Here is a 16,983-nt window from a genome sequence, read left to right on the forward strand (position 1 = left end):
TCCCCTTCCGAGCCCTTATTCGTTCGGCATGCCTGCCGCCGCTCACGGCGGCGTGGGGGCCGACTTGCCGCGCTTGGGGGCCTTGGCCGCCTTGTACATGTCGGCGGGGTCCCACACGGCGCCGCGGCGGCGGCGGGTGGGCTTGGTCTCGCCATTGGCGTCTTCCTCGTCCGCGGCCGGGGCGGCGGGAGCGGCGGCCACGGCCACGACACCGTCATCGTCCTGCGACACCGCGCGCAGCAGGCCGGCCACGCAGTCGGCGATGTCCGCCGGGGCGTTACGCCAGGCGCGCAACAGATCCAGGTCGCGACGCGACAGCAGGGGCGAGCCCTCGTCCGGCGCGCTGAAGGTGGTGGGGGCGGGGCGGTCGGCGCCTCCATCCAGGTCGTCGAAGAAGAAGGTCAGCGGCACATCCAGGATTTCGGCCAGACGATACAGCTTGCCCACCGAGACGCGGTTGGATCCCCGCTCGTACTTCTGCACCTGCTGGAAGGTGATGCCCAAGGCACGGGCGAGATCCGATTGGCTCATCCCCAGAAGACCGCGCCGCAAACGGATGCGGCTGGCGACGTGGTTCTCAATCTTGCCTTCTAGTTCGGCAACAACCGTGTTCTTAGTCCTACGGGGCATGGGCACTACTCCAAGTCGATAAGGCGCCGCCTGAGTTCATCGGATGGGACGACAGCACAGCCTACAAAGGTAGGAAGTCAGAGTTGGGCGAGAGTATGGAGATGTCTCGACGCTGACAACTGGCATTGTCTCCCCACACTCAACCTGTCCTCACCGTTTCCTTCTTTAGAGCTGTTTAGCTGAGAGAATACAAACGTATTCATCTTTTTTGGTTCCTATAACAATCGCGGGCCCATGATGCGGCGATGATGCCGGGGGTACCGCCGCTGAAAAGTTTGGGTGCCGACGGGTATACGCGCCGACTCGCGCCACTCTTCCGTGGGGCGTCATGCGCCATGTCGCCTACCCGCAGGTTAAGGCTGGTTGGCCGCCTCCATTCCCACCAGCGGTGTGATGGCGGCGTTGGGACCATAGGCGGCGAGCTGGCCCGTCAGCACGTCGAGCAATTCATTAAGGCTTTCGCGGGCATAATCATCGCGCTGGCGGGCCAGTTCGGTCCGCGTCAGCTGGATGAAGGCGTCGACCAGGCGATGATGAACGGCGGCGGCCCGCAGCAAGGGGGTGGGGAGCGGCTGCGGAGCCAGGGGGACAGAGGCCATAGCGCGTACCTACCGGGGGCTGTTTACCCTGGTAGGATATGGTCTCCGTGATTAATCACAAGTTAACAGTGGGTCTGAGGGTAGCCCAGCTAACCTTTTGCGCGCATTAACCAAAATAGTGTTGCGGATTGGCCATCAGCCGGCCGTGCCGCGCTTCAAATCCGTGGTCATGGGCAACTGCCGGCCCCCCATGCGGATGCGGTAGACGTGCAGGTTCTCCAGCACGCGCTGGACATAGTTGCGCGTCTCGTAGAAGGGCAGCGTCTCGATCCAATCCACCGGATCCACGGCCTCGATACGGGGATCGCCATAATCGCGCAGCCAGTTGGCCACCCGTCCGGGGCCGGCATTGTAGGCGGCGATGGCCAGGATGTAGGAGCCGCCGAACCGGTCCAGCAGATCCTGCACGAACACGCTACCCACCCGGATGTTGAAGTCCGGGTCGTGCGTCAGCTTGGCGACCGTGTATTTCATGCCCTCGCGCTTGGCCAGTTGCTGCGCCGTGGGGGGCATCAGCTGCATCAGGCCCAGCGCCCCGGCGCCGCTGGCCGCGTCGACCTTGAAGCTGCTTTCCTGGCGGATCAGGGCATGGATCAGCGCCGGCTCCGGCTGTGCCGGCAGACGGCTGGACACGATGGGGTAGCCGGCGTCGGCCAGCACGATGCCCTTGTTCAGCGACAGCCGGCTGATGCCCACGCCCAGGTCGCGGCGGTGCATCTCCAGCGCCGCCTTGGCCACCAGCACGAAGTCGTCCGGCGTCTTGGCGTCCTGCGACAGCTTGCGCAGGAACAGGTCCACGCGGTCGTCGTCCTCGGCCAGCGTTTTGTCCAGCAGGCGGGCGGCACGCACCAGCTCATTCTTCTCGAACTTGGCGCGGGCGTCGGCGGAGGGCGTGGGGGCGATGGGGATGGCCTCCGCCTGGCCCAGCTTCTCCTGCGCCATCATGCCGTAGAAGGTGCTGCCGTAACGGGCGCCCAGCTCATACCACTGGCGGGCGCGTTCCGGGTTGCCCAGTTTCTCGCAGGCCCGGCCGGCCCAGTAGGCGCCACGCGACTGCCCGACGGGGGAGGACACGCCCTCATACAGCCGGGTGAAGTGGTCCAGCGCCTGCTCCGGCTTGTTCAGGAACTGCAGCGACAGCCAGCCGGCCAGGAACTCCGCCTGGATGAAGCCCAGGCCGTCGGTCACGCCGTGGTTGGCCGCCAGGCGATAGGCGCGCTGCATCTGGCCCTGGTCCATCAGGTGGCGGGCCAGGATGTGGCGTTCCGTCCACCAGGCTTCCGGATGCCCCAGATCCCGTCCAGTGTCTTTAGGTCCAGTGTCTTTAGGCAGGTTCTCCACGATCTCCAGCGCGCCGGCGTCCATCTCCTTGCGGCGGCGCCAGCGCAGGCGTTCATAGGTGATGCCGGGCTCGCTCATCAACGGGGCGGGCACCTGCTGCAACAGGCGCTCCACGCCCGGATCCAGGTCGGCCATGGCCAGGCGGGCCAGGGCCACCGCCTGGTGGCCGGGGTCGACGATGGGCAGCATGCGCCGCGCGTCCTCCTCGTCGTTCTCCCACAGCAGGCGGTCCAGGCGGGCCCAATGGTCGGCGGGCCGCAGGATGGCCACGTACTTGGTGCGGAACGTCCGCTCGTCCACCACGCCGAAATTGCCCTTGATGTAGCGGTCGCGGATCAGGCCGATGGCCTTTTCGCTGTCGCCCAGGTTCAGCAGGCTGTCGGCGTAACGCATGAAGCCGGCGGTGGTCAGGGGCGGATGCCTGTCGAACCAGTCGCGCGTCGGCGTGTCGCCGAAATTGGGCATGCGGATTTCGGCGTTGCGCCGCAGGGCGGCCAGGCCGGGCCAATCCGGATTCCCGTCGATGAAGTCGGTCAGTTCCTGGAAGCTGGCGTCGGTGTCGCTGCGGCTGAGATCCATCCAGGTCAGCACCTTGTCCGCCAGCGCATCGTGGCCGCGCTCGGCCAGCTTGTGGGCGTCGGCCCACTTGCCCCTGTCGGCGGCCTTGAAGGCGGCGCGATAGGTGCTGATGTCGCTGGAGGACTGGGCCTGGGCCGCCAGCGGCGCCGCCACGAGCGAAAGCGGCAGGATCAAGGCCGCCAGCCCCCGCCGGAACGGGGCCCAGGGGGCCTTTTCTCGTCGCTTGTCACCCAGGTGCCGGGCCGCTAAGGTTCGCGCCTTTCGGGTCGAATGCCCACGGAGATTGCAGAGATGACCACCGCCATGCCCGCCCTCGCCGGTTCCCTCGTCGCCCTGATCACGCCGTTCACCGACGGTAAAGTGGACGAGCGCGCCTTCCAGGCCCTGGTGGACTGGCAGGTGAAAGAGGGCACGCATGGCCTGGTCCCCTGCGGCACCACCGGCAAGTCGCCGACGCTGAGCCATGAGGAGCACCGCCGTCTGGTCGAGCTGTGCGTCGAGGTGGCGAACCGCCGCGTCCCCGTGGTCGCCGGCACCGGCTCCAACTCCACGGCCGAGGCCATCAGCCTGACCAAGCACGCCAAGGCCGTCGGGGCCGACGCCGCCCTGGTGGTGACGCCCTACTACAACAAGCCGACGCAAGAAGGTCTCTACCAGCATTTCAAAGCCATCCATGATGCGGCCGACCTGCCCATCATCATTTATAACATTCCCGGCCGCAGCGTGATCGACATGTCGATCGCCACCATGGCCCGCCTCGCGGCGTTGCCTAACATCGTTGGCGTGAAGGACGCCACCGCTGATTTGGTGCGGCCGTTGCGCACACGGGTCGAAATCGGCGCGGACTTCATCCAGCTGTCGGGTGAGGACGCCACCGCCACGGCCTTCCTCGCCCAGGGCGGTGTCGGCTGCATCTCCGTTACGGCCAACGTGGCGCCGCGCCTGTGCGCCGAGATGCAGAACGCCTGGGTGCGGGGCGACCTGGTGGAGATGGCCCGCATCCGCGACCTGCTGATGCCGCTACACCACGCCATGTTCGTGGAAACCAGCCCGGCGCCGGTGAAGTACGCCGCCAGCCTGCTGGGCCTGTGCCGTCCGGAACTGCGCCTGCCGCTGGTGGAGACCACCCCGGCCACGCAGGAACTGGTGCGCGCGGCCCTGGTCGGCGCCGGCCTGCTGAGTTGAGGGAAAGGGCCGGGTAGCCACCATGGCACGTGCCGACGAACATAAGTACGCCGCCCAGAACCGGCGGGCCCGCTTCGATTTTTTCATTACCGAAACGATCGAGGCGGGCATCATGCTGACCGGCACGGAGGTGAAGTCGCTTCGCGCCGGCCGGGTCAGCATCGCCGAGTCCTACGCCGGTGAGCGGGATGGGGAGTTGTACCTGATCAACGCCCATTTCCCGGAATACCAGCTGGCCGGCCGCTTCTTCCAGCATGAGCCCAAGCGGGCGCGCAAGCTGCTGGTGCGCCGCCGCGAAATGGACAAGCTGTTCGCCTCCATTCGCCGTGACGGCGTCACCCTGATTCCCCTGTCGATCTATTTCAACGACCGCGGCTACGCCAAGGTCGAGATCGGCGTGGCCAAGGGCAAGAAGAAGGGTGACAAGCGCGAGGCGGAGAAGGAACGCGACTGGCAGCGGGACAAGGCGCGCCTGATGCGGGCCAAAGGCTGATTCCGAAAGCCGTCCTGAAAGGGGAAAGGGCCGGAGCGGACACTCCGGCCCTTTCCCTTTTAGGGGGCTTTTCCCTATGCGCCCAGGTACCCCCGCACCGCCTTGAACACGTCCTCGAACATGGCGTCGGTCAGCCGGCCGGTGTTGGTGTTGTAGCGGGAGCAGTGATAGCTGTCGAACAGCGTCACGCCCTTGCCAAGGTCATGCCGCGCGCCGTGGCCGAAGGGATGGGCCGCCTGGCGCAGGCCGAAGGTGCGGATGACGCTGGTATGGGAGACGGAGCCCAGGGCCACCACGGCCTTCAGCCGGGTCATGGCCGCCAGTTCCGCCACCAGGAAGGGGCGGCAGGTGTGCGATTCCTCCGGCGTCGGCTTGTTTTCCGGCGGCACGCAGCGCACGGCGTTGGTGATGCGCGCGTCGACCAGGGTCAAGCCGTCGTCCGGCCGCTCCAGGTATTGGCCGGTGGCGAAGCCGAACTTCAGCAGGGTGGCGTACAGCAGGTCGCCGGCATAATCGCCGGTGAAGGGGCGGCCGCTGAAGTTGGCGCCGCGCAAGCCCGGCGCCAGGCCCACCACCAGCAGGCGGGCGTCCAGGCCGCCGAAGGACGGCACCGGCCCGTTGAACTTGTCGGGGAAAGCCGCGCGGTTGCGCAGGCGATAGTCCACCAGCCGGGGACATAGCGGGCAGTCCCGCCCTGGCGGGCTTGGGGAACGGTCATGCCCCGGCGGTGTCAGGATCTGAGTCATGGAAAGCGGCGCCCGTTACGGTGTCGTGTGGGCGCCGGATATCATTCCACCGGCGTGGTGTCGAGATGCTGGGCATGCTCCACCGGCGGGCGGGGGGCATGGGCGCGGGCGATATCGGGCGCCAGGTCCATCAGTTCGATGAAGTTGTCGGCCTGGCGGCGCAATTCATCGGCGATCATGGGCGGGGTGGAGCGCACGGTGCTGATCACCGAGACGCGCACGCCCTTGCGCTGCACCGCCTCCACCAAGCGGCGGAAGTCGCCGTCGCCGGAGAACAGCATGATGTGGTCCAAATGCTGCGCCATTTCCATGACATCGATGGCCAGTTCGATGTCCATGTTGCCCTTGATCTTCCGGCGGCCGGACGCGTCGGTGTATTCCTTGGTCGGCTTCGTGACCATGGTATAGCCGTTATAGTCCAGCCAATCGACCAGTGGACGAATGGGGGAGTACTCCTGGTCCTCGACCAGCGCGGTGTAGTAGAAGGCGCGAATCAGGCGCCCCTTTTTTCCGCAGAAATTCAGCAAGCGCTTATAGTCGATATCGAAATTCAGGGCCCGTGCGGCGGCGAACAAGTTGGCGCCATCTATGAACAGGGCGAGGCGCTCCTCCGGATAATGCAGCATTTTATATTCCTTCGAATATTAATTGGGGCAGTAATGCAAGGGGTTCAATTACCAGTAGCGTGCCGTCTTTATAGCGCGCTGACAAGCGCCTACATAAAGTGAATGAGTTAACGCGTTCAAGCGAGATATGGTCGCGCCCGGTGTGTTTAAAGTCGCATCTGTCTTTTGGGGATGTCATCCGTGGAGACTGAGGCGATTTTTAAGCCTAACGAGTAGATGCCGGCGCCTGCCGGAGTGGGGGCCGTAGCGTGGGGAAGGCAAATGATTCTGGTGGGGGTGGGCTCGAACCTGTCGGTTCCTGGCATCGGCGGGCCGCGGGACGTGGTGGCCGCGGCGGTGCGGGCGCTGGGGCATGAAGGGCTGACGGTGGCGGCGGTGTCACCCTGGTACCGCAGCGCCCCGGTGCCGGTGTCCGACCAGCCTTGGTATGTCAATGGCGTGCTGCGGGTGGAAACGGGCCTGGACGCCCCGGCGCTGCTGGCCGTCCTGCACCGCGTCGAGGCGGCGTTCGGACGGGTGCGGCGGCAGGTGAACGAGGCACGGGGGCTGGACCTGGACCTTCTGGCCTACCATGCCGAGATCCGGTCGGAGGCGCCGGTGCTGCCCCATCCCCGCATGGACCAGCGCGCCTTCGTCCTGCTGCCCTTGCGCGACATCGCGCCAGCCTGGCGGCATCCGGTGTCTGGCCTGGGGATGGCGGACCTGGTGGCGGGACTACCGGCGGGGCAGGTGACGGAGCGCATCGCGGGAATAGCGGTGCCGGCGGGGGCCTCCCAGGGGACGTAACGCAGGAATGCGGCTGACCGGACGTCGCCTTCCTTGCAACCGCGAAACCGGCCCCTTATAACTATGGGATGGTGTTCGGTGCCCCTATTCCCGGCACCCGTTTCGTTGTTGGAGTGAGCAAGGTATGGCCCGCGTTACCGTTGAAGATTGCGTCCTGAAGGTTCCGAACCGGTTCGAACTGGTGATGATGGCGGCCCAGCGGGCGCGGGACGTGGCGGCCGGCGCGCCGCTGTCGGTCGATCGCGACAACGACAAGAACCCGGTCGTCGCCCTGCGTGAGATCGCGGACGAGACGGTGGTGCTGGACAGCCTGAAGAACTCCCTGATCAAGGGGCATCAGCGCGTCCAGGAGCAGGACGAGCCTGAGGAAGAGATCATCGAGCTGATGGCCGGTGAACAGGCCTGGGCCGTACAGGGCGCCGCCGGCGAGGATGACGACCTGGGTGGCGAGGATGCCGCCGAGGATGTGGCGCAGGGTGACGACCTCGGCGACGACGAGGGCCTCTGAGCCGGTGATGGGGCAGGCCGTGGGTAAGCGACCCGTCCCCCTTGGCTATTTCCGCATGGATGGCACCCTGAACGGCCGCGCCGCGCCTGTCGCGGCCCGCCGCGCCCACCAGGCCAGGGGCCGGGCGGGGCGTCCATGATGCGCCAGTACGAACTGGTTGAGCGGGTCCGCTCCTACGATCCCAACGCGGACGAGGACAAGCTCAATCGCGCCTACGTCTTCTCCATGAAGGCGCACGGATCGCAGAAGCGCGCTTCCGGCGATCCCTATTTCTCCCACCCGCTGGAGGTGGCGGGGCTGCTGACCCAGTTGAAGCTGGACGGCGCCTCCATCATCACCGCCCTGCTGCATGACACGGTCGAGGACACGCTGACCACCTTGGAAGAGGTGCAGCGCCTGTTCGGGCCGGAGATCGCGCGCCTGGTGGATGGCGTGACCAAGCTGTCGCGCATCGAACTTCAGAACCTGGAAAGCGACCAGTCCAAGCAGGCGGAAAACTTCCGCAAGCTGGTGCTAGCGATGTCGGAAGACATCCGCGTCCTGCTGGTGAAGCTGGCCGACCGTCTGCACAACATGCAGACGCTGCACTATCTGTCGAAGCCGGAGAAGCGCAAGCGCATCGCCCGCGAGACGCTGGAGATCTACGCGCCGCTGGCCGAGCGCATCGGCATCCAGCGCTGGAAGGACCAGCTGGAAGAACTGTCGTTCAAGGAACTGAACCCGGACGCCTACGACAGCATCACCAAGCGCCTGCAGGACCTGGAAGAGCAGGGCGCCGGCCGCGTCGACCGCATCATCACCGAGCTGGTGGACACCCTGCACGAGAACGGCCTGCCCCAGGCCACCGTGTCGGGCCGGCGCAAGGCGCCCTATTCCATCTGGCGCAAGATGCAGCGCAAGAACGTGACGTTCGAGCAGTTGTCCGACGTCATGGCCTTCCGCATCACCGTCGAATCCATCGAGCAGTGCTACCAGGCGCTGGGCGTCATCCACGCCCGCTATCCGGTGGTGCCGGGGCGCTTCAAGGACTACGTTTCCACGCCCAAGCCCAACGGCTACCGCTCGCTGCACACTACCGTCATCGGGCCGGAGCGCCAGCGCATCGAGGTGCAGATCCGCACCACCGAGATGCACGAGGTTTCCGAGCTGGGTGTCGCCGCCCACTGGGCCTACAAGTCGGACGGCAGCAGCCAGCCCAAGACCGAGGGGCGGCAATACCGCTGGCTGCGCGAGTTGCTGGACATCCTGGAACACGCGGTTCGGCCGGAAGAATTCCTGGAGCACACCAAGCTGGAGCTGTTCCAGGACCAGGTGTTCTGCTTCACGCCCAAGGGCGACCTGATCGCCCTGCCGCGCGGCGCCACGCCGGTGGACTTCGCCTATGCCGTGCATAGCCAGATCGGCGACACCTGCGTCGGCGCCAAGATCAACGGCCGCATCCAGCCGCTGCGCAGCCAGCTGCAGAACGGCGACCAGGTCGAGGTCGTCACCAGCAAGGCGCAGACGCCGTCGCCCGACTGGGAAAACTTCGTCGTCACGGGCAAGGCCCGCGCCCGCATCCGCCGCTACATCCGCACCCAGCAGCGCGCCCAGCACATTGAGCTGGGCCGGGCCATGGTGCAGAAGATCTTCCGACAGGAAGGCTACGATTATTCCGACAAGGCGCTGGAAGGCGTCCTCAAGATCTTCCAGTACCAGTCCGCCGATGACCTGATCGCCGCCATCGGCGCCGGCCTGGCCGGCGCCCGCGACGTGTTCAACGCCGTCTTCCCCGGCCACAAGGTGGTGCAGCAGGTCACGCCGGACGAGAAGATCGTTCAGTTGACCCGCGGCAAGGCCAGCAAGCCCAAGGGCAAGGACAGCCCGCTACCCATCAAGGGCCTGATCCCGGGCATGGCCGTGCACTACGCCCGCTGCTGCCACCCCCTGCCGGGTGACCGCATCGTCGGCATCGTCACCACCGGCAAGGGCGTCACCATCCACACCATCGACTGCGAGACGCTGGAGAGCTTCCACGACAGTCCGGAACGGTGGATCGACGTCTCCTGGGACAACGAGGTCGATGGCGCCGACGAGAAGGTGGGCCGCATCACCGTGGTGGTGGCCAACGAACCGGGCAGCCTGGGCACCGTCTCCACGGTCATCGGCAAGAACGGCGGCAACATCACCAACCTGAAGATCACCCACCGCACGACCGACTTTTTCGAGATGTTGATCGATATCGACGTGCATGACGTGAAACATCTGACCAATATCATCGCCGCGCTGCGGGCCACGCCGGTCATCAATTCCGTTGACCGGGCGCGGGGCCGCTGACGCCGTGCCGTCAGACGCGGTGATGGGGTTAGGCGTAGGGGGGAAGCGATCGGTCCGCGGGGCGTGCGGCACGATCGGCCTAGACGAAGGTTATACGGCGCTGGCGTGGCGTCGTGCCCAGGTCTAAAACGGTGCAGGTTTGTCGGGGGGCCGACACTTATCGCCCAGATACTCACCCAGGGGCAGCAGGCTTATGTTCCGCCGACGTGAAAAAAGGCCGTTCGCCGAAGCTGTGAAGCAGACCTTGTGGCCCCGTATGGGGTGGCGCCGCACCGGCCGCTACTGGATGCACCGAATCGGTCGCGTGCCTGGCACGCCCTATGGCATTTCCGCCGGTTTCGCCAGCGGCGTGGCCATGGCCATGACGCCCTTCATGGGCGTGCACTTTCCCCTGTCCATCGGCCTGGCCTGGCTGTTGCGCGGCTCCATCGCGGCCTCGCTGCTGGGCACGCTGTTCGGCAACCCGGTGACCTGGCCCTTCATCTGGCTGGCGACCTATCGCCTGGGCTGCTTCGTCCTGCACATGCATCCCGGCAGCGGCCCCATGGAATTGTCGTGGAGCGTGCTGCGCCACAGTGCCTGGCAGGTGGTGGCGCCCATGACCGTGGGCGGCTTCCTGTCCGCCGCCTTGACCTGGCCACTGGTTTTTCTCGTGCTGCGGCCCCTGATCGCGCGTTACAAGCACCATCGCATCGCCGCCAGCCATCATCACCCGGTTCTGGGCCATGAGCCCAAGCCGGCCGGAGATTGACATGACGTCTGAAACCCAGAGCCAGCGCTTGCGCCTGGGCGTCAACATCGACCACGTCGCCACCATCCGCAACGCGCGTGGCGGGGTCCACCCGGACGTGCTGCGCGCCGCCCACCTGGCGGCCGACGCCGGTGCCGACGGCATCACCGCCCACCTGCGCGAAGACCGCCGCCACATCCGCGACAGCGACATCGACCGCCTGATGTCGGAAATCTCGCTGCCCCTGAACCTGGAGATGGCGGCGACGGAGGAGATGCTGGCCATCGCGCTGCGCCACCTCCCGCACGCCGCCTGCCTGGTGCCGGAGCGCCGGCAGGAGCGGACGACCGAGGGCGGGCTGGACGTGGTGGGCGGCTATGAGCACCTGGCCCCCATCGTCGGCCGCCTGAACGACGCCGGCGTGCGCGTGTCGCTGTTCATAGCACCCGACCGGGCGCAGCTGGACGCGGCCAGGCGCATCGGCGCCCCGGTGGTGGAACTGCACACCGGACGCTACGCCGATGCCGAGAACGCCGCCGAGCTTGAGGCCGAATTGGCGCGCCTGACCGATGCCGCCGCCCATGCCGGCCAGATCGGCCTGGAATGCCATGCCGGCCACGGCCTGCGCTTCGACAACGTGGCGCCGGTCGCGGCCCTGCCACAGGTGCGTGAGCTGAACATCGGCCATTTCCTGGTGGGCGAGGCGGTGTTCGTGGGGTTGGAGGCCGCCATCCGCCAGATGCGCGCGCTGATGGACCAGGCCCGTTCCCCCGGGACAGCGGCGCGGTGATGGCTCCTGGCGCTTTTCAGCCCGGCAGTGTCATCCTGGGCATCGGCAACGACCTGATCGACATCACCCGCATCGAGAAAACCCTGGCGCGCTTCGGCCAGCGCTTCGTCGAGCGGGTCTTCACCGACGTGGAACAGGCGAAGTCCGACCGCCGCGCCAAATCCAACGGCCGCGCCGCCAGCTACGCCAAGCGCTATGCCGCCAAGGAGGCGTGTTCCAAGGCGCTGGGAACGGGTTTCCGCGAGGGCGTGTTCCACAAGGACATGGGCGTCATCAACCTGCCCAGCGGCCAGCCGACACTATGTCTCACCGGCGGCGCCCTGGAGAGGTTGCGGGCGATGACGCCGCCGGGCATGGTGGCGCAGATTCATCTGACGCTGACGGATGAGCCGCCCATGGCGGAGGCCTTCGTCATCATCACGGCGACGCCGGCCCCGGCTGGTGGCGCCGCCAACAGTATCGCTTGAAAATCCCGGTGGGCCCGCTAGATCGGTGCCACCCACTCTCACGAGGTTGTTTCGTTCCATGAGCCAGCAGAATGATCGCGTCAGCCGTGCGGCCCCCCAGCCCCAAGCGGAAAGCTGGGGCGACGTGGTGCGGACGGTCATCTACGCCCTGATCATCGCGCTGGGCGTGCGGACGGTGGCGTTCGAGCCGTTCAACATCCCCTCGGGCTCCATGATCCCGACGCTGCTCATCGGCGACTACGTCTTCGTGTCCAAGTTCAGCTACGGCTACAGCCGCTTCTCCCTGCCGCTGGGCCTGCCGTTGTTTCACGGCCGCGTCTTCGGCAGCGTGCCGGAGCGGGGCGACGTGGTGGTCTTCCGCCTGCCCACCGACACCAGCCAGGACTACATCAAGCGCGTCATCGGCCTGCCCGGCGACCGCATCCAGATGATCGACGGCATCCTGCACATCAACGGTGAACCGGTGAAGCGCGAGCGGGTCGAGGACTACACGATGGAAACGCCGTTCGGCCGCCAGAGCGCCGTGCCGCGCTACATCGAGACCCTGCCCAACGGCGTGAAGCACACCATCATCGAGATCATGGGCGATGACGGCGGCCTGGACAACACACCCGTCTACACCGTGCCCGAGGGCCACATCTTCTGCATGGGCGACAACCGCGACAACAGCCAGGACAGCCGCGTCCTGAACGTCGTCGGCTACGTCCCGCTGGAGAACGTGGTGGGCAAGGCCCAGTTCAAGTTCTTCTCGCTGGAGGAAGGCGTGCATTTCTGGGAGTTCTGGAAGTGGCCGACCTCCATCCGCTTCGGCCAGATCTTCAGCAAGGCGCATTGACGCCATGGGCACGCCCGCAGGCACGCCGACCGGTGCGCTGGACACCGGCGGCGCCGACATCGCGACCCTGGCGGAGGCCCTGGGCCATGCCTTCACCGAGGCCCGCCATCTGCTGGAGGCGGTGACCCACCCCAGCGTGGCCGGCATCGGCCGCGGCCCTCGCGCCGCCACCGGCCATTATGAGCGGCTGGAGTTCCTGGGTGACCGCGTGCTGGGCCTGGTCATCGCCGGTTGGCTGCTGGAACGCTTTCCCGACGAGAACGAGGGCGGCCTGGCCAAGCGCCATACGGCGCTGGTGCGGGCCGAGGCCTTGGCCGGCGTGGCCGAAAGCCTGGATCTGGGCCGCTACCTGCGCCTGGCGCCGGGGGAGGCGGACGCCGGCGGGCGCACCAAGCCCGCCATCCTGGCGGACGCCTGCGAGGCGGTGATCGGCGCCCTGTACCTGGACGGCGGCCTGGACGTGGCCGCCGCCTTCATCCGCAAGCATTGGGCCGGTCGCATCGACGCCGCCGAACTGCCGCCGGTGGAACCCAAGACCGCCCTGCAGGAATGGGCCCTGGCCCGGGGCCTGCCCCTGCCGGTCTATGAGCAGGTGGGGCGCACCGGTCTGGACCATGAGCCGGTGTTCACCGTGCGCGTGGCCGTGCAGGGCAAGGGCAGCGAGGCCGCCAGCGGCCCGTCCAAGCGCGCGGCGGAAAAGGCCGCGGCGCTGGAGATGCTGAAGCGGCTGGGCTGAGCCTGCGGGCGTTTAAAGACAGGCGGTTGACGGCGACGCTTTGTGCGGCATCCTGCGAATGGTCCATCCCGTCAGGAGCCGCCATGCTTCGCCGCCGTCTCGCCCAGGCCCTTGTCGCCAGCGGTTTTCTGGCCGCCGCCTTCGGTGCCAGGGCGGAGCCGGAGACCCATTCCATCACCCCCTTGGACATCCGGATCTTGCGCCCGGCCAGCGTGGTGCCGGCCACGGACGGCCGCCATCTGGTGTTCGAGGCGCTGATCAGCAATTTTTCCCCCGTGCCCATGACGGTGGCGACCCTGCGGCTGAGCACGGTGGCACAGCCCGCCGCCCTGGCGCGATTCGAGGGGGCGGCTCTGGCGGATTTGCTGTCGCGGCCCGGCCGCCCGCCGGGTGACGGCCAGCCGCCGGTGACGGTCATACAGGGCAATACCTTTGCCGCCGCCCTGTTCGACGTGCATCTTGGCGACGATGCCGAGGTGGCGGATCTGCGGCTGGCGCTCACCATCGCGCCGTTCAAGCCCGACCTGCCCGACTCCACACTGAACACGGCGGTCGCCGTCCCGCTGGACCGGGCGCCGCCCGTCGTCGTCTCCGCCCCCGTCGCCGGCACGGGGTGGGTGGCCTTCAACGGCCTGTCCGCCGCCTCCATACATCGGACCACCGTGATGGTGGTGGACGGGCAGGCGCGGGTGCCGGAGCGCTACGCCATCGACTTCATGAGGTTGACAGGGGACGGGCGGGAGTTCGGCGGCGACCAGGCGCGCAATGAGTCCTGGCCCGGCTATGGCCAGGCGGTGCTGGCCGTGGCCGACGGCGTCGTCGAGAGTGTGCGCGACGGGTTTCCGGATAACGTGCCCGGCCGGCCGCCGGCGCAGAAGGTCACGCTGGACACCATTGCCGGCAACCTGGTGACCCTGCGCATGAAGGGTGGCGCGTACGCTGCCTATGCCCATCTTATCCCGGGCAGCATCCCGGTGCGGCCGGGCCAGGCCGTGCATAAGGGCGAAGTGCTGGGCCGGCTGGGCAACTCCGGCCAATCCGACGCTCCCCACCTGCATTTCCAAGTGGGCGATGGCGGGCATATCGCCGCCAGCGACGGCCTGCCTTTCGTCTTCGATGCCTTCACCCTGCTGGGCGTGGTGGCCGATACGGCCGCCGCCGACGCGGGCGGCACCTGGCACGCCGACCAACCGCCGGAAACGCGCCGCCGGCAGCTGCCCGCCGAAAACGCCGTTATGGATTTCTGAGGGGCTCGGCACCCCGCTGCCGCGCCATGTACTGGGCGGGCGGGCTGCCCAGGGCCTTGCGGAACATGGTGACGAAGCTGCTGGCGCTCTCGTACCCCAAATCCAGCGCCACCTGCTGCACCGGCGCCCCGTCCGCCATGCGCTGCAAGGCCAGCAGGATGGTCAGCTGCTGACGCCACTGGCCGAAGCTCATGCCGGTTTCCCGGCTCAGCAGGCGGGCCAGGGTGCGCTCGCTCATGCCCAGGCGTTTGGCCCACTGCTCCATGGTGCCGCGTTGGCCCGGGTCCGCCATCATCAGCTCCACCAGTCGGCGCAGCCGCGCGTCGGTGGGCATGGGCAGGTGCAACCGTTCCTCCGGCGCCGCCGCGATCTCGTCCAGCAGGACGGTGACCAGGCGGGCGTCGGGCCCATCCTCGGGATAGAGCTGCGGCAGGCTGGCCGCCCGCACCAGCAGGGCCGTCAGCAACGGTGCCGCTGACACGGTGCAGCACCGCGCCGGCAGGACCGCCGCCACGGCGGGGTCGATGAAGGCGTTATAGCCCTCGATCGTGCCCGACACCGTGATTGAGTGCAGCGTGTCCGCCGGTATCCACAGGGCGCAGTTGGGCGGCACCAGCCACAGCCCGCTCTCCGCCTCGCACGTCAGGATGCCGCGCAGGGCCAGCAGCAGCTGCGCTTTGCGGTGACGGTGGGGCGCCAATTCGATGCCGTTGGTGAAGCCGATGATGCCGAACGCGGCGACGGGCCGGGGCACGTCATCGGGATCGATGAGGTCGCCCGGCCAGTCCCGGTCATCGGCGGGCAGCTCTCTCAGGATGGGCATGGCGCAGGCCCTTAACGCAGGTTGGCGGCTTCTCAAAATTGTTTGTCATGATTGCCCAATGACGCCAGCCCGCCAAGGGGCTACCTAAACCAAGTCGCCCACATGCGTTTTGGGAGAGGAAGAATGGATCGTCCGGACATGGCCAGGACCGTCGAGGATACCGCCATCACGCCGCCCGTCATTGCGCCCCCAGGGCCGGTGACGCGGACCCTGCTGCGCTGGTTCATGCGTCCCGCCCGCGTCGCGGCGGTCGAGCGCCTATCCCCCCGCTTCCAGCGCATCCGGCTGGAGGGGGCGGCGCTGCAGGACGTGCTGTGGGCACCGGGGCAGAAGATACAGGTGGCCATGGGCACGGGCCTGGCCGCCCGCACCTACACCCCGGTGTCCTGGGATGTCACCCGGGGCGCCACCCAACTGCTGATCTTCTCCCACGGCGACGGGCCGGGCAGCCGCTGGGCCGCTGGCTTGGGCGTGGGCGATGGCTGCCAATTCTTCGGCCCGCGCCGCTCTCTCGACTTCGCGGATCACACGGGCCCTTGGGTGCTGTTCGGGGACGAGACGTCGTTCGCGGTGGCCTTGGCCTGCCGCGTGGCGCTGGGCAGCGGCTTCCGCTGTGTGTTCGAGGTGTCGGACCTGGCCGAGGCGCGATCCGTGCTGGACGCGATGGGATTGAGTGACGCCATGCTGATCGACCGCCTTGCCGGCGAGGGCCATCTGGCGGCGGTGGTCGACGCGCTGTCGCACGCCGGCGGCGACGCGGGGCATTTCGCGCTGACGGGCAGGGCGCCTGCCATCCAGCAGATCACCCGGGCGCTGAAGGAGCGGGGTGTGGCCGCCTCACGCCGCAAGGCCAAGGCGTATTGGGCGCCGGGCAAGAGCGGCCTGGACTGAGATCATGGAGATGCCGATGGGCTCCCAGACCCTGGGACACGATCCCCTGGACCTGGATGCGCTGTACGAGCCGCCTGCGGAGCACATCCGTAAGGCGGTGGTGCCCGAGTTGGGCGACTTTCATATCCGGTATTTGGAAAAGGCGACCTTCTTCTGCCTGGCGACGGGCCGTGGCGACGGACGCGACGGCGGGCTGGACGCCTCGCCGCGTGGCGGGCCGCCCGGCTTCGTGCGGGTGCTGGACGCCAAGACGGTGGCCTTCGCCGACTGGCCGGGAAACAACCGCATCGAATCCATGCGCAACCTTCAGGCGGACGACCGCCTGGGCATGCTGTTCCTGTTCCCCGGCCTCGACGTTTTCCTGCGCCTCAATGGGCGTGGCCGTGTCACGAATGACGCCACCGTGCGCATGGAATTGGCCGAGGGCGGCAAGGCGCCCAAGACGGCGATCATCGTGATGGTGGATGAGGTCCTGTTCCACTGCGGCAAGGCCTTGAACCGGGCCCGCCTATGGGATCCGGCCTCAAGGCTGGCGCGCGGCAGCCTGCCGACGCCTGGCCAGATGCTGGCCGCCATGACCCGCAAAAGCAGGGCGGAGGCAGAGGTGATCGATGCGCATTACGATCACGCCATGCGCACCGACCTCTACGGTTGA

General features: G+C 67.4%; 19 protein-coding genes. 13 read left to right on the forward strand and 6 right to left on the reverse strand.

Features of this window, described 5'->3' with window-relative positions; all coding sequences use genetic code 11:
* Nucleotides 1–42: 42 nt before the first annotated feature.
* The 3 genes from UAA55_RS23085 to UAA55_RS23095 all read right to left on the reverse strand — a co-directional run bounded on the left by UAA55_RS23085 (nucleotide 43) and on the right by UAA55_RS23095 (nucleotide 3,323).
* Nucleotides 43–630 carry a helix-turn-helix domain-containing protein gene (locus tag UAA55_RS23085; RefSeq protein WP_322955684.1) on the reverse strand — a complete coding sequence of 196 codons (588 nt, stop codon included), beginning with the start codon at nucleotides 628–630 and terminating at the stop codon, nucleotides 43–45.
* A 353-nt stretch (nucleotides 631–983) separates the two neighbouring features.
* Nucleotides 984–1,229, reverse strand: a complete 246-nt coding sequence (locus tag UAA55_RS23090; protein ID WP_322955686.1) for a hypothetical protein — start codon at nucleotides 1,227–1,229, stop codon at nucleotides 984–986.
* A 135-nt stretch (nucleotides 1,230–1,364) separates the two neighbouring features.
* Nucleotides 1,365–3,323: a lytic transglycosylase domain-containing protein gene (locus tag UAA55_RS23095; protein WP_322955688.1), complete on the reverse strand. Its 1,959-nt coding sequence runs from the start codon at nucleotides 3,321–3,323 to the stop codon at nucleotides 1,365–1,367.
* Nucleotides 3,324–3,440: 117 nt separating this feature from the next.
* Between UAA55_RS23095 and dapA the strand changes: the two genes are divergently transcribed.
* Together dapA and smpB are read left to right on the forward strand one after the other, a co-directional pair.
* A complete protein-coding gene (gene dapA / locus UAA55_RS23100) occupies nucleotides 3,441–4,334 on the forward strand; it encodes a 4-hydroxy-tetrahydrodipicolinate synthase (protein WP_322955689.1) in 894 nt (297 codons plus the stop codon).
* Nucleotides 4,335–4,356: 22 nt separating this feature from the next.
* Nucleotides 4,357–4,827, forward strand: coding sequence for an SsrA-binding protein SmpB (gene smpB, locus UAA55_RS23105; RefSeq protein WP_004272619.1), 471 nt, complete (start codon nucleotides 4,357–4,359; stop codon nucleotides 4,825–4,827).
* A 74-nt stretch (nucleotides 4,828–4,901) separates the two neighbouring features.
* Here the strand turns inward: smpB and UAA55_RS23110 are convergent, their stop codons facing one another.
* Together UAA55_RS23110 and UAA55_RS23115 are read right to left on the reverse strand one after the other, a co-directional pair.
* The gene (locus UAA55_RS23110; RefSeq protein ID WP_322955690.1) at nucleotides 4,902–5,573 is read right to left on the reverse strand and encodes a uracil-DNA glycosylase; all 672 of its coding nucleotides are present in this window, start codon (nucleotides 5,571–5,573) and stop codon (nucleotides 4,902–4,904) included.
* A 41-nt stretch (nucleotides 5,574–5,614) separates the two neighbouring features.
* Entirely contained in the window at nucleotides 5,615–6,199 is a 585-nt protein-coding gene (locus tag UAA55_RS23115) for a LabA-like NYN domain-containing protein (protein WP_322955691.1), read from the reverse strand.
* Nucleotides 6,200–6,460: 261 nt separating this feature from the next.
* On the opposite strand from UAA55_RS23115, the gene folK reads away from it, so the two are divergent.
* The 9 genes from folK to UAA55_RS23160 all read left to right on the forward strand — a co-directional run bounded on the left by folK (nucleotide 6,461) and on the right by UAA55_RS23160 (nucleotide 14,614).
* Complete coding sequence (gene folK / locus UAA55_RS23120; RefSeq protein ID WP_322955692.1) at nucleotides 6,461–6,985, forward strand: 2-amino-4-hydroxy-6-hydroxymethyldihydropteridine diphosphokinase; 525 nt, start codon at nucleotides 6,461–6,463, stop codon at nucleotides 6,983–6,985.
* 124 nt (nucleotides 6,986–7,109) lie between these two features.
* Nucleotides 7,110–7,493, forward strand: a complete 384-nt coding sequence (rpoZ, locus tag UAA55_RS23125; protein ID WP_322955693.1) for a DNA-directed RNA polymerase subunit omega — start codon at nucleotides 7,110–7,112, stop codon at nucleotides 7,491–7,493.
* A 135-nt stretch (nucleotides 7,494–7,628) separates the two neighbouring features.
* Entirely contained in the window at nucleotides 7,629–9,809 is a 2,181-nt protein-coding gene (locus UAA55_RS23130) for a RelA/SpoT family protein (RefSeq protein WP_322955694.1), read from the forward strand.
* A gap of 256 nt (nucleotides 9,810–10,065) precedes the next feature.
* Nucleotides 10,066–10,560, forward strand: coding sequence for a DUF2062 domain-containing protein (locus UAA55_RS23135; protein WP_322955696.1), 495 nt, complete (start codon nucleotides 10,066–10,068; stop codon nucleotides 10,558–10,560).
* A gap of 1 nt (nucleotide 10,561) precedes the next feature.
* A complete protein-coding gene (locus tag UAA55_RS23140; protein WP_322955697.1) occupies nucleotides 10,562–11,329 on the forward strand; it encodes a pyridoxine 5'-phosphate synthase in 768 nt (255 codons plus the stop codon).
* The gene (gene acpS / locus UAA55_RS23145) at nucleotides 11,329–11,796 is read left to right on the forward strand and encodes a holo-ACP synthase (RefSeq protein ID WP_322955699.1); all 468 of its coding nucleotides are present in this window, start codon (nucleotides 11,329–11,331) and stop codon (nucleotides 11,794–11,796) included. The genes UAA55_RS23140 and acpS overlap by 1 nt, the downstream gene beginning before the upstream one ends.
* Before the next feature lie 58 nt (nucleotides 11,797–11,854).
* A complete protein-coding gene (gene lepB, locus UAA55_RS23150; RefSeq protein WP_322955702.1) occupies nucleotides 11,855–12,631 on the forward strand; it encodes a signal peptidase I in 777 nt (258 codons plus the stop codon).
* 4 nt (nucleotides 12,632–12,635) lie between these two features.
* The gene (rnc, locus tag UAA55_RS23155; RefSeq protein ID WP_322955704.1) at nucleotides 12,636–13,367 is read left to right on the forward strand and encodes a ribonuclease III; all 732 of its coding nucleotides are present in this window, start codon (nucleotides 12,636–12,638) and stop codon (nucleotides 13,365–13,367) included.
* Nucleotides 13,368–13,450: 83 nt separating this feature from the next.
* Nucleotides 13,451–14,614, forward strand: coding sequence for a M23 family metallopeptidase (locus UAA55_RS23160; RefSeq protein WP_322955705.1), 1,164 nt, complete (start codon nucleotides 13,451–13,453; stop codon nucleotides 14,612–14,614).
* Here UAA55_RS23160 and UAA55_RS23165 read toward each other — a convergent pair.
* Nucleotides 14,601–15,437: an AraC family transcriptional regulator gene (locus UAA55_RS23165; RefSeq protein ID WP_322955708.1), complete on the reverse strand. Its 837-nt coding sequence runs from the start codon at nucleotides 15,435–15,437 to the stop codon at nucleotides 14,601–14,603. The genes UAA55_RS23160 and UAA55_RS23165 overlap by 14 nt on opposite strands.
* Before the next feature lie 138 nt (nucleotides 15,438–15,575).
* Here UAA55_RS23165 and UAA55_RS23170 point away from each other — a divergent pair, with 138 nt between their 5' ends.
* Nucleotides 15,576–16,328 (forward strand): siderophore-interacting protein, encoded by a 753-nt coding sequence (locus UAA55_RS23170; RefSeq protein WP_322955711.1) that lies wholly within the window; start codon nucleotides 15,576–15,578, stop codon nucleotides 16,326–16,328.
* Between the two features lie 16 nt (nucleotides 16,329–16,344).
* Nucleotides 16,345–16,983 carry an MSMEG_1061 family FMN-dependent PPOX-type flavoprotein gene (locus UAA55_RS23175; RefSeq protein ID WP_322955713.1) on the forward strand — a complete coding sequence of 213 codons (639 nt, stop codon included), beginning with the start codon at nucleotides 16,345–16,347 and terminating at the stop codon, nucleotides 16,981–16,983.

Source organism: Nitrospirillum guanabarense (assembly GCF_034653355.1).
In the GTDB taxonomy this organism is placed as follows: domain Bacteria; phylum Pseudomonadota; class Alphaproteobacteria; order Azospirillales; family Azospirillaceae; genus Nitrospirillum.

Bases quoted from the DNA above. Each gene is read 5' to 3' on its own strand.
- UAA55_RS23135 (WP_322955696.1), top strand. From the start codon at position 10,066: ATGGGGTGGCGCCGCACCGGCCGCTACTGGATGCACCGAATCGGTCGC.
- dapA (WP_322955689.1), top strand. From the start codon at position 3,441: ATGACCACCGCCATGCCCGCCCTCGCCGGTTCCCTCGTCGCCCTGATC.
- lepB (WP_322955702.1), top strand. From the start codon at position 11,855: ATGAGCCAGCAGAATGATCGCGTCAGCCGTGCGGCCCCCCAGCCCCAA.
- folK (WP_322955692.1), top strand. From the start codon at position 6,461: ATGATTCTGGTGGGGGTGGGCTCGAACCTGTCGGTTCCTGGCATCGGC.
- UAA55_RS23165 (WP_322955708.1), bottom strand. From the start codon at position 15,437: ATGCCCATCCTGAGAGAGCTGCCCGCCGATGACCGGGACTGGCCGGGC.
- smpB (WP_004272619.1), top strand. From the start codon at position 4,357: ATGGCACGTGCCGACGAACATAAGTACGCCGCCCAGAACCGGCGGGCC.
- UAA55_RS23170 (WP_322955711.1), top strand. From the start codon at position 15,576: ATGGCCAGGACCGTCGAGGATACCGCCATCACGCCGCCCGTCATTGCG.
- acpS (WP_322955699.1), top strand. From the start codon at position 11,329: ATGGCTCCTGGCGCTTTTCAGCCCGGCAGTGTCATCCTGGGCATCGGC.
- UAA55_RS23115 (WP_322955691.1), bottom strand. From the start codon at position 6,199: ATGCTGCATTATCCGGAGGAGCGCCTCGCCCTGTTCATAGATGGCGCC.
- rpoZ (WP_322955693.1), top strand. From the start codon at position 7,110: ATGGCCCGCGTTACCGTTGAAGATTGCGTCCTGAAGGTTCCGAACCGG.
- UAA55_RS23085 (WP_322955684.1), bottom strand. From the start codon at position 630: ATGCCCCGTAGGACTAAGAACACGGTTGTTGCCGAACTAGAAGGCAAG.
- UAA55_RS23110 (WP_322955690.1), bottom strand. From the start codon at position 5,573: ATGACTCAGATCCTGACACCGCCGGGGCATGACCGTTCCCCAAGCCCG.
- rnc (WP_322955704.1), top strand. From the start codon at position 12,636: ATGGGCACGCCCGCAGGCACGCCGACCGGTGCGCTGGACACCGGCGGC.
- UAA55_RS23090 (WP_322955686.1), bottom strand. From the start codon at position 1,229: ATGGCCTCTGTCCCCCTGGCTCCGCAGCCGCTCCCCACCCCCTTGCTG.
- UAA55_RS23160 (WP_322955705.1), top strand. From the start codon at position 13,451: ATGCTTCGCCGCCGTCTCGCCCAGGCCCTTGTCGCCAGCGGTTTTCTG.
- UAA55_RS23175 (WP_322955713.1), top strand. From the start codon at position 16,345: ATGGGCTCCCAGACCCTGGGACACGATCCCCTGGACCTGGATGCGCTG.
- UAA55_RS23140 (WP_322955697.1), top strand. From the start codon at position 10,562: ATGACGTCTGAAACCCAGAGCCAGCGCTTGCGCCTGGGCGTCAACATC.
- UAA55_RS23130 (WP_322955694.1), top strand. From the start codon at position 7,629: ATGATGCGCCAGTACGAACTGGTTGAGCGGGTCCGCTCCTACGATCCC.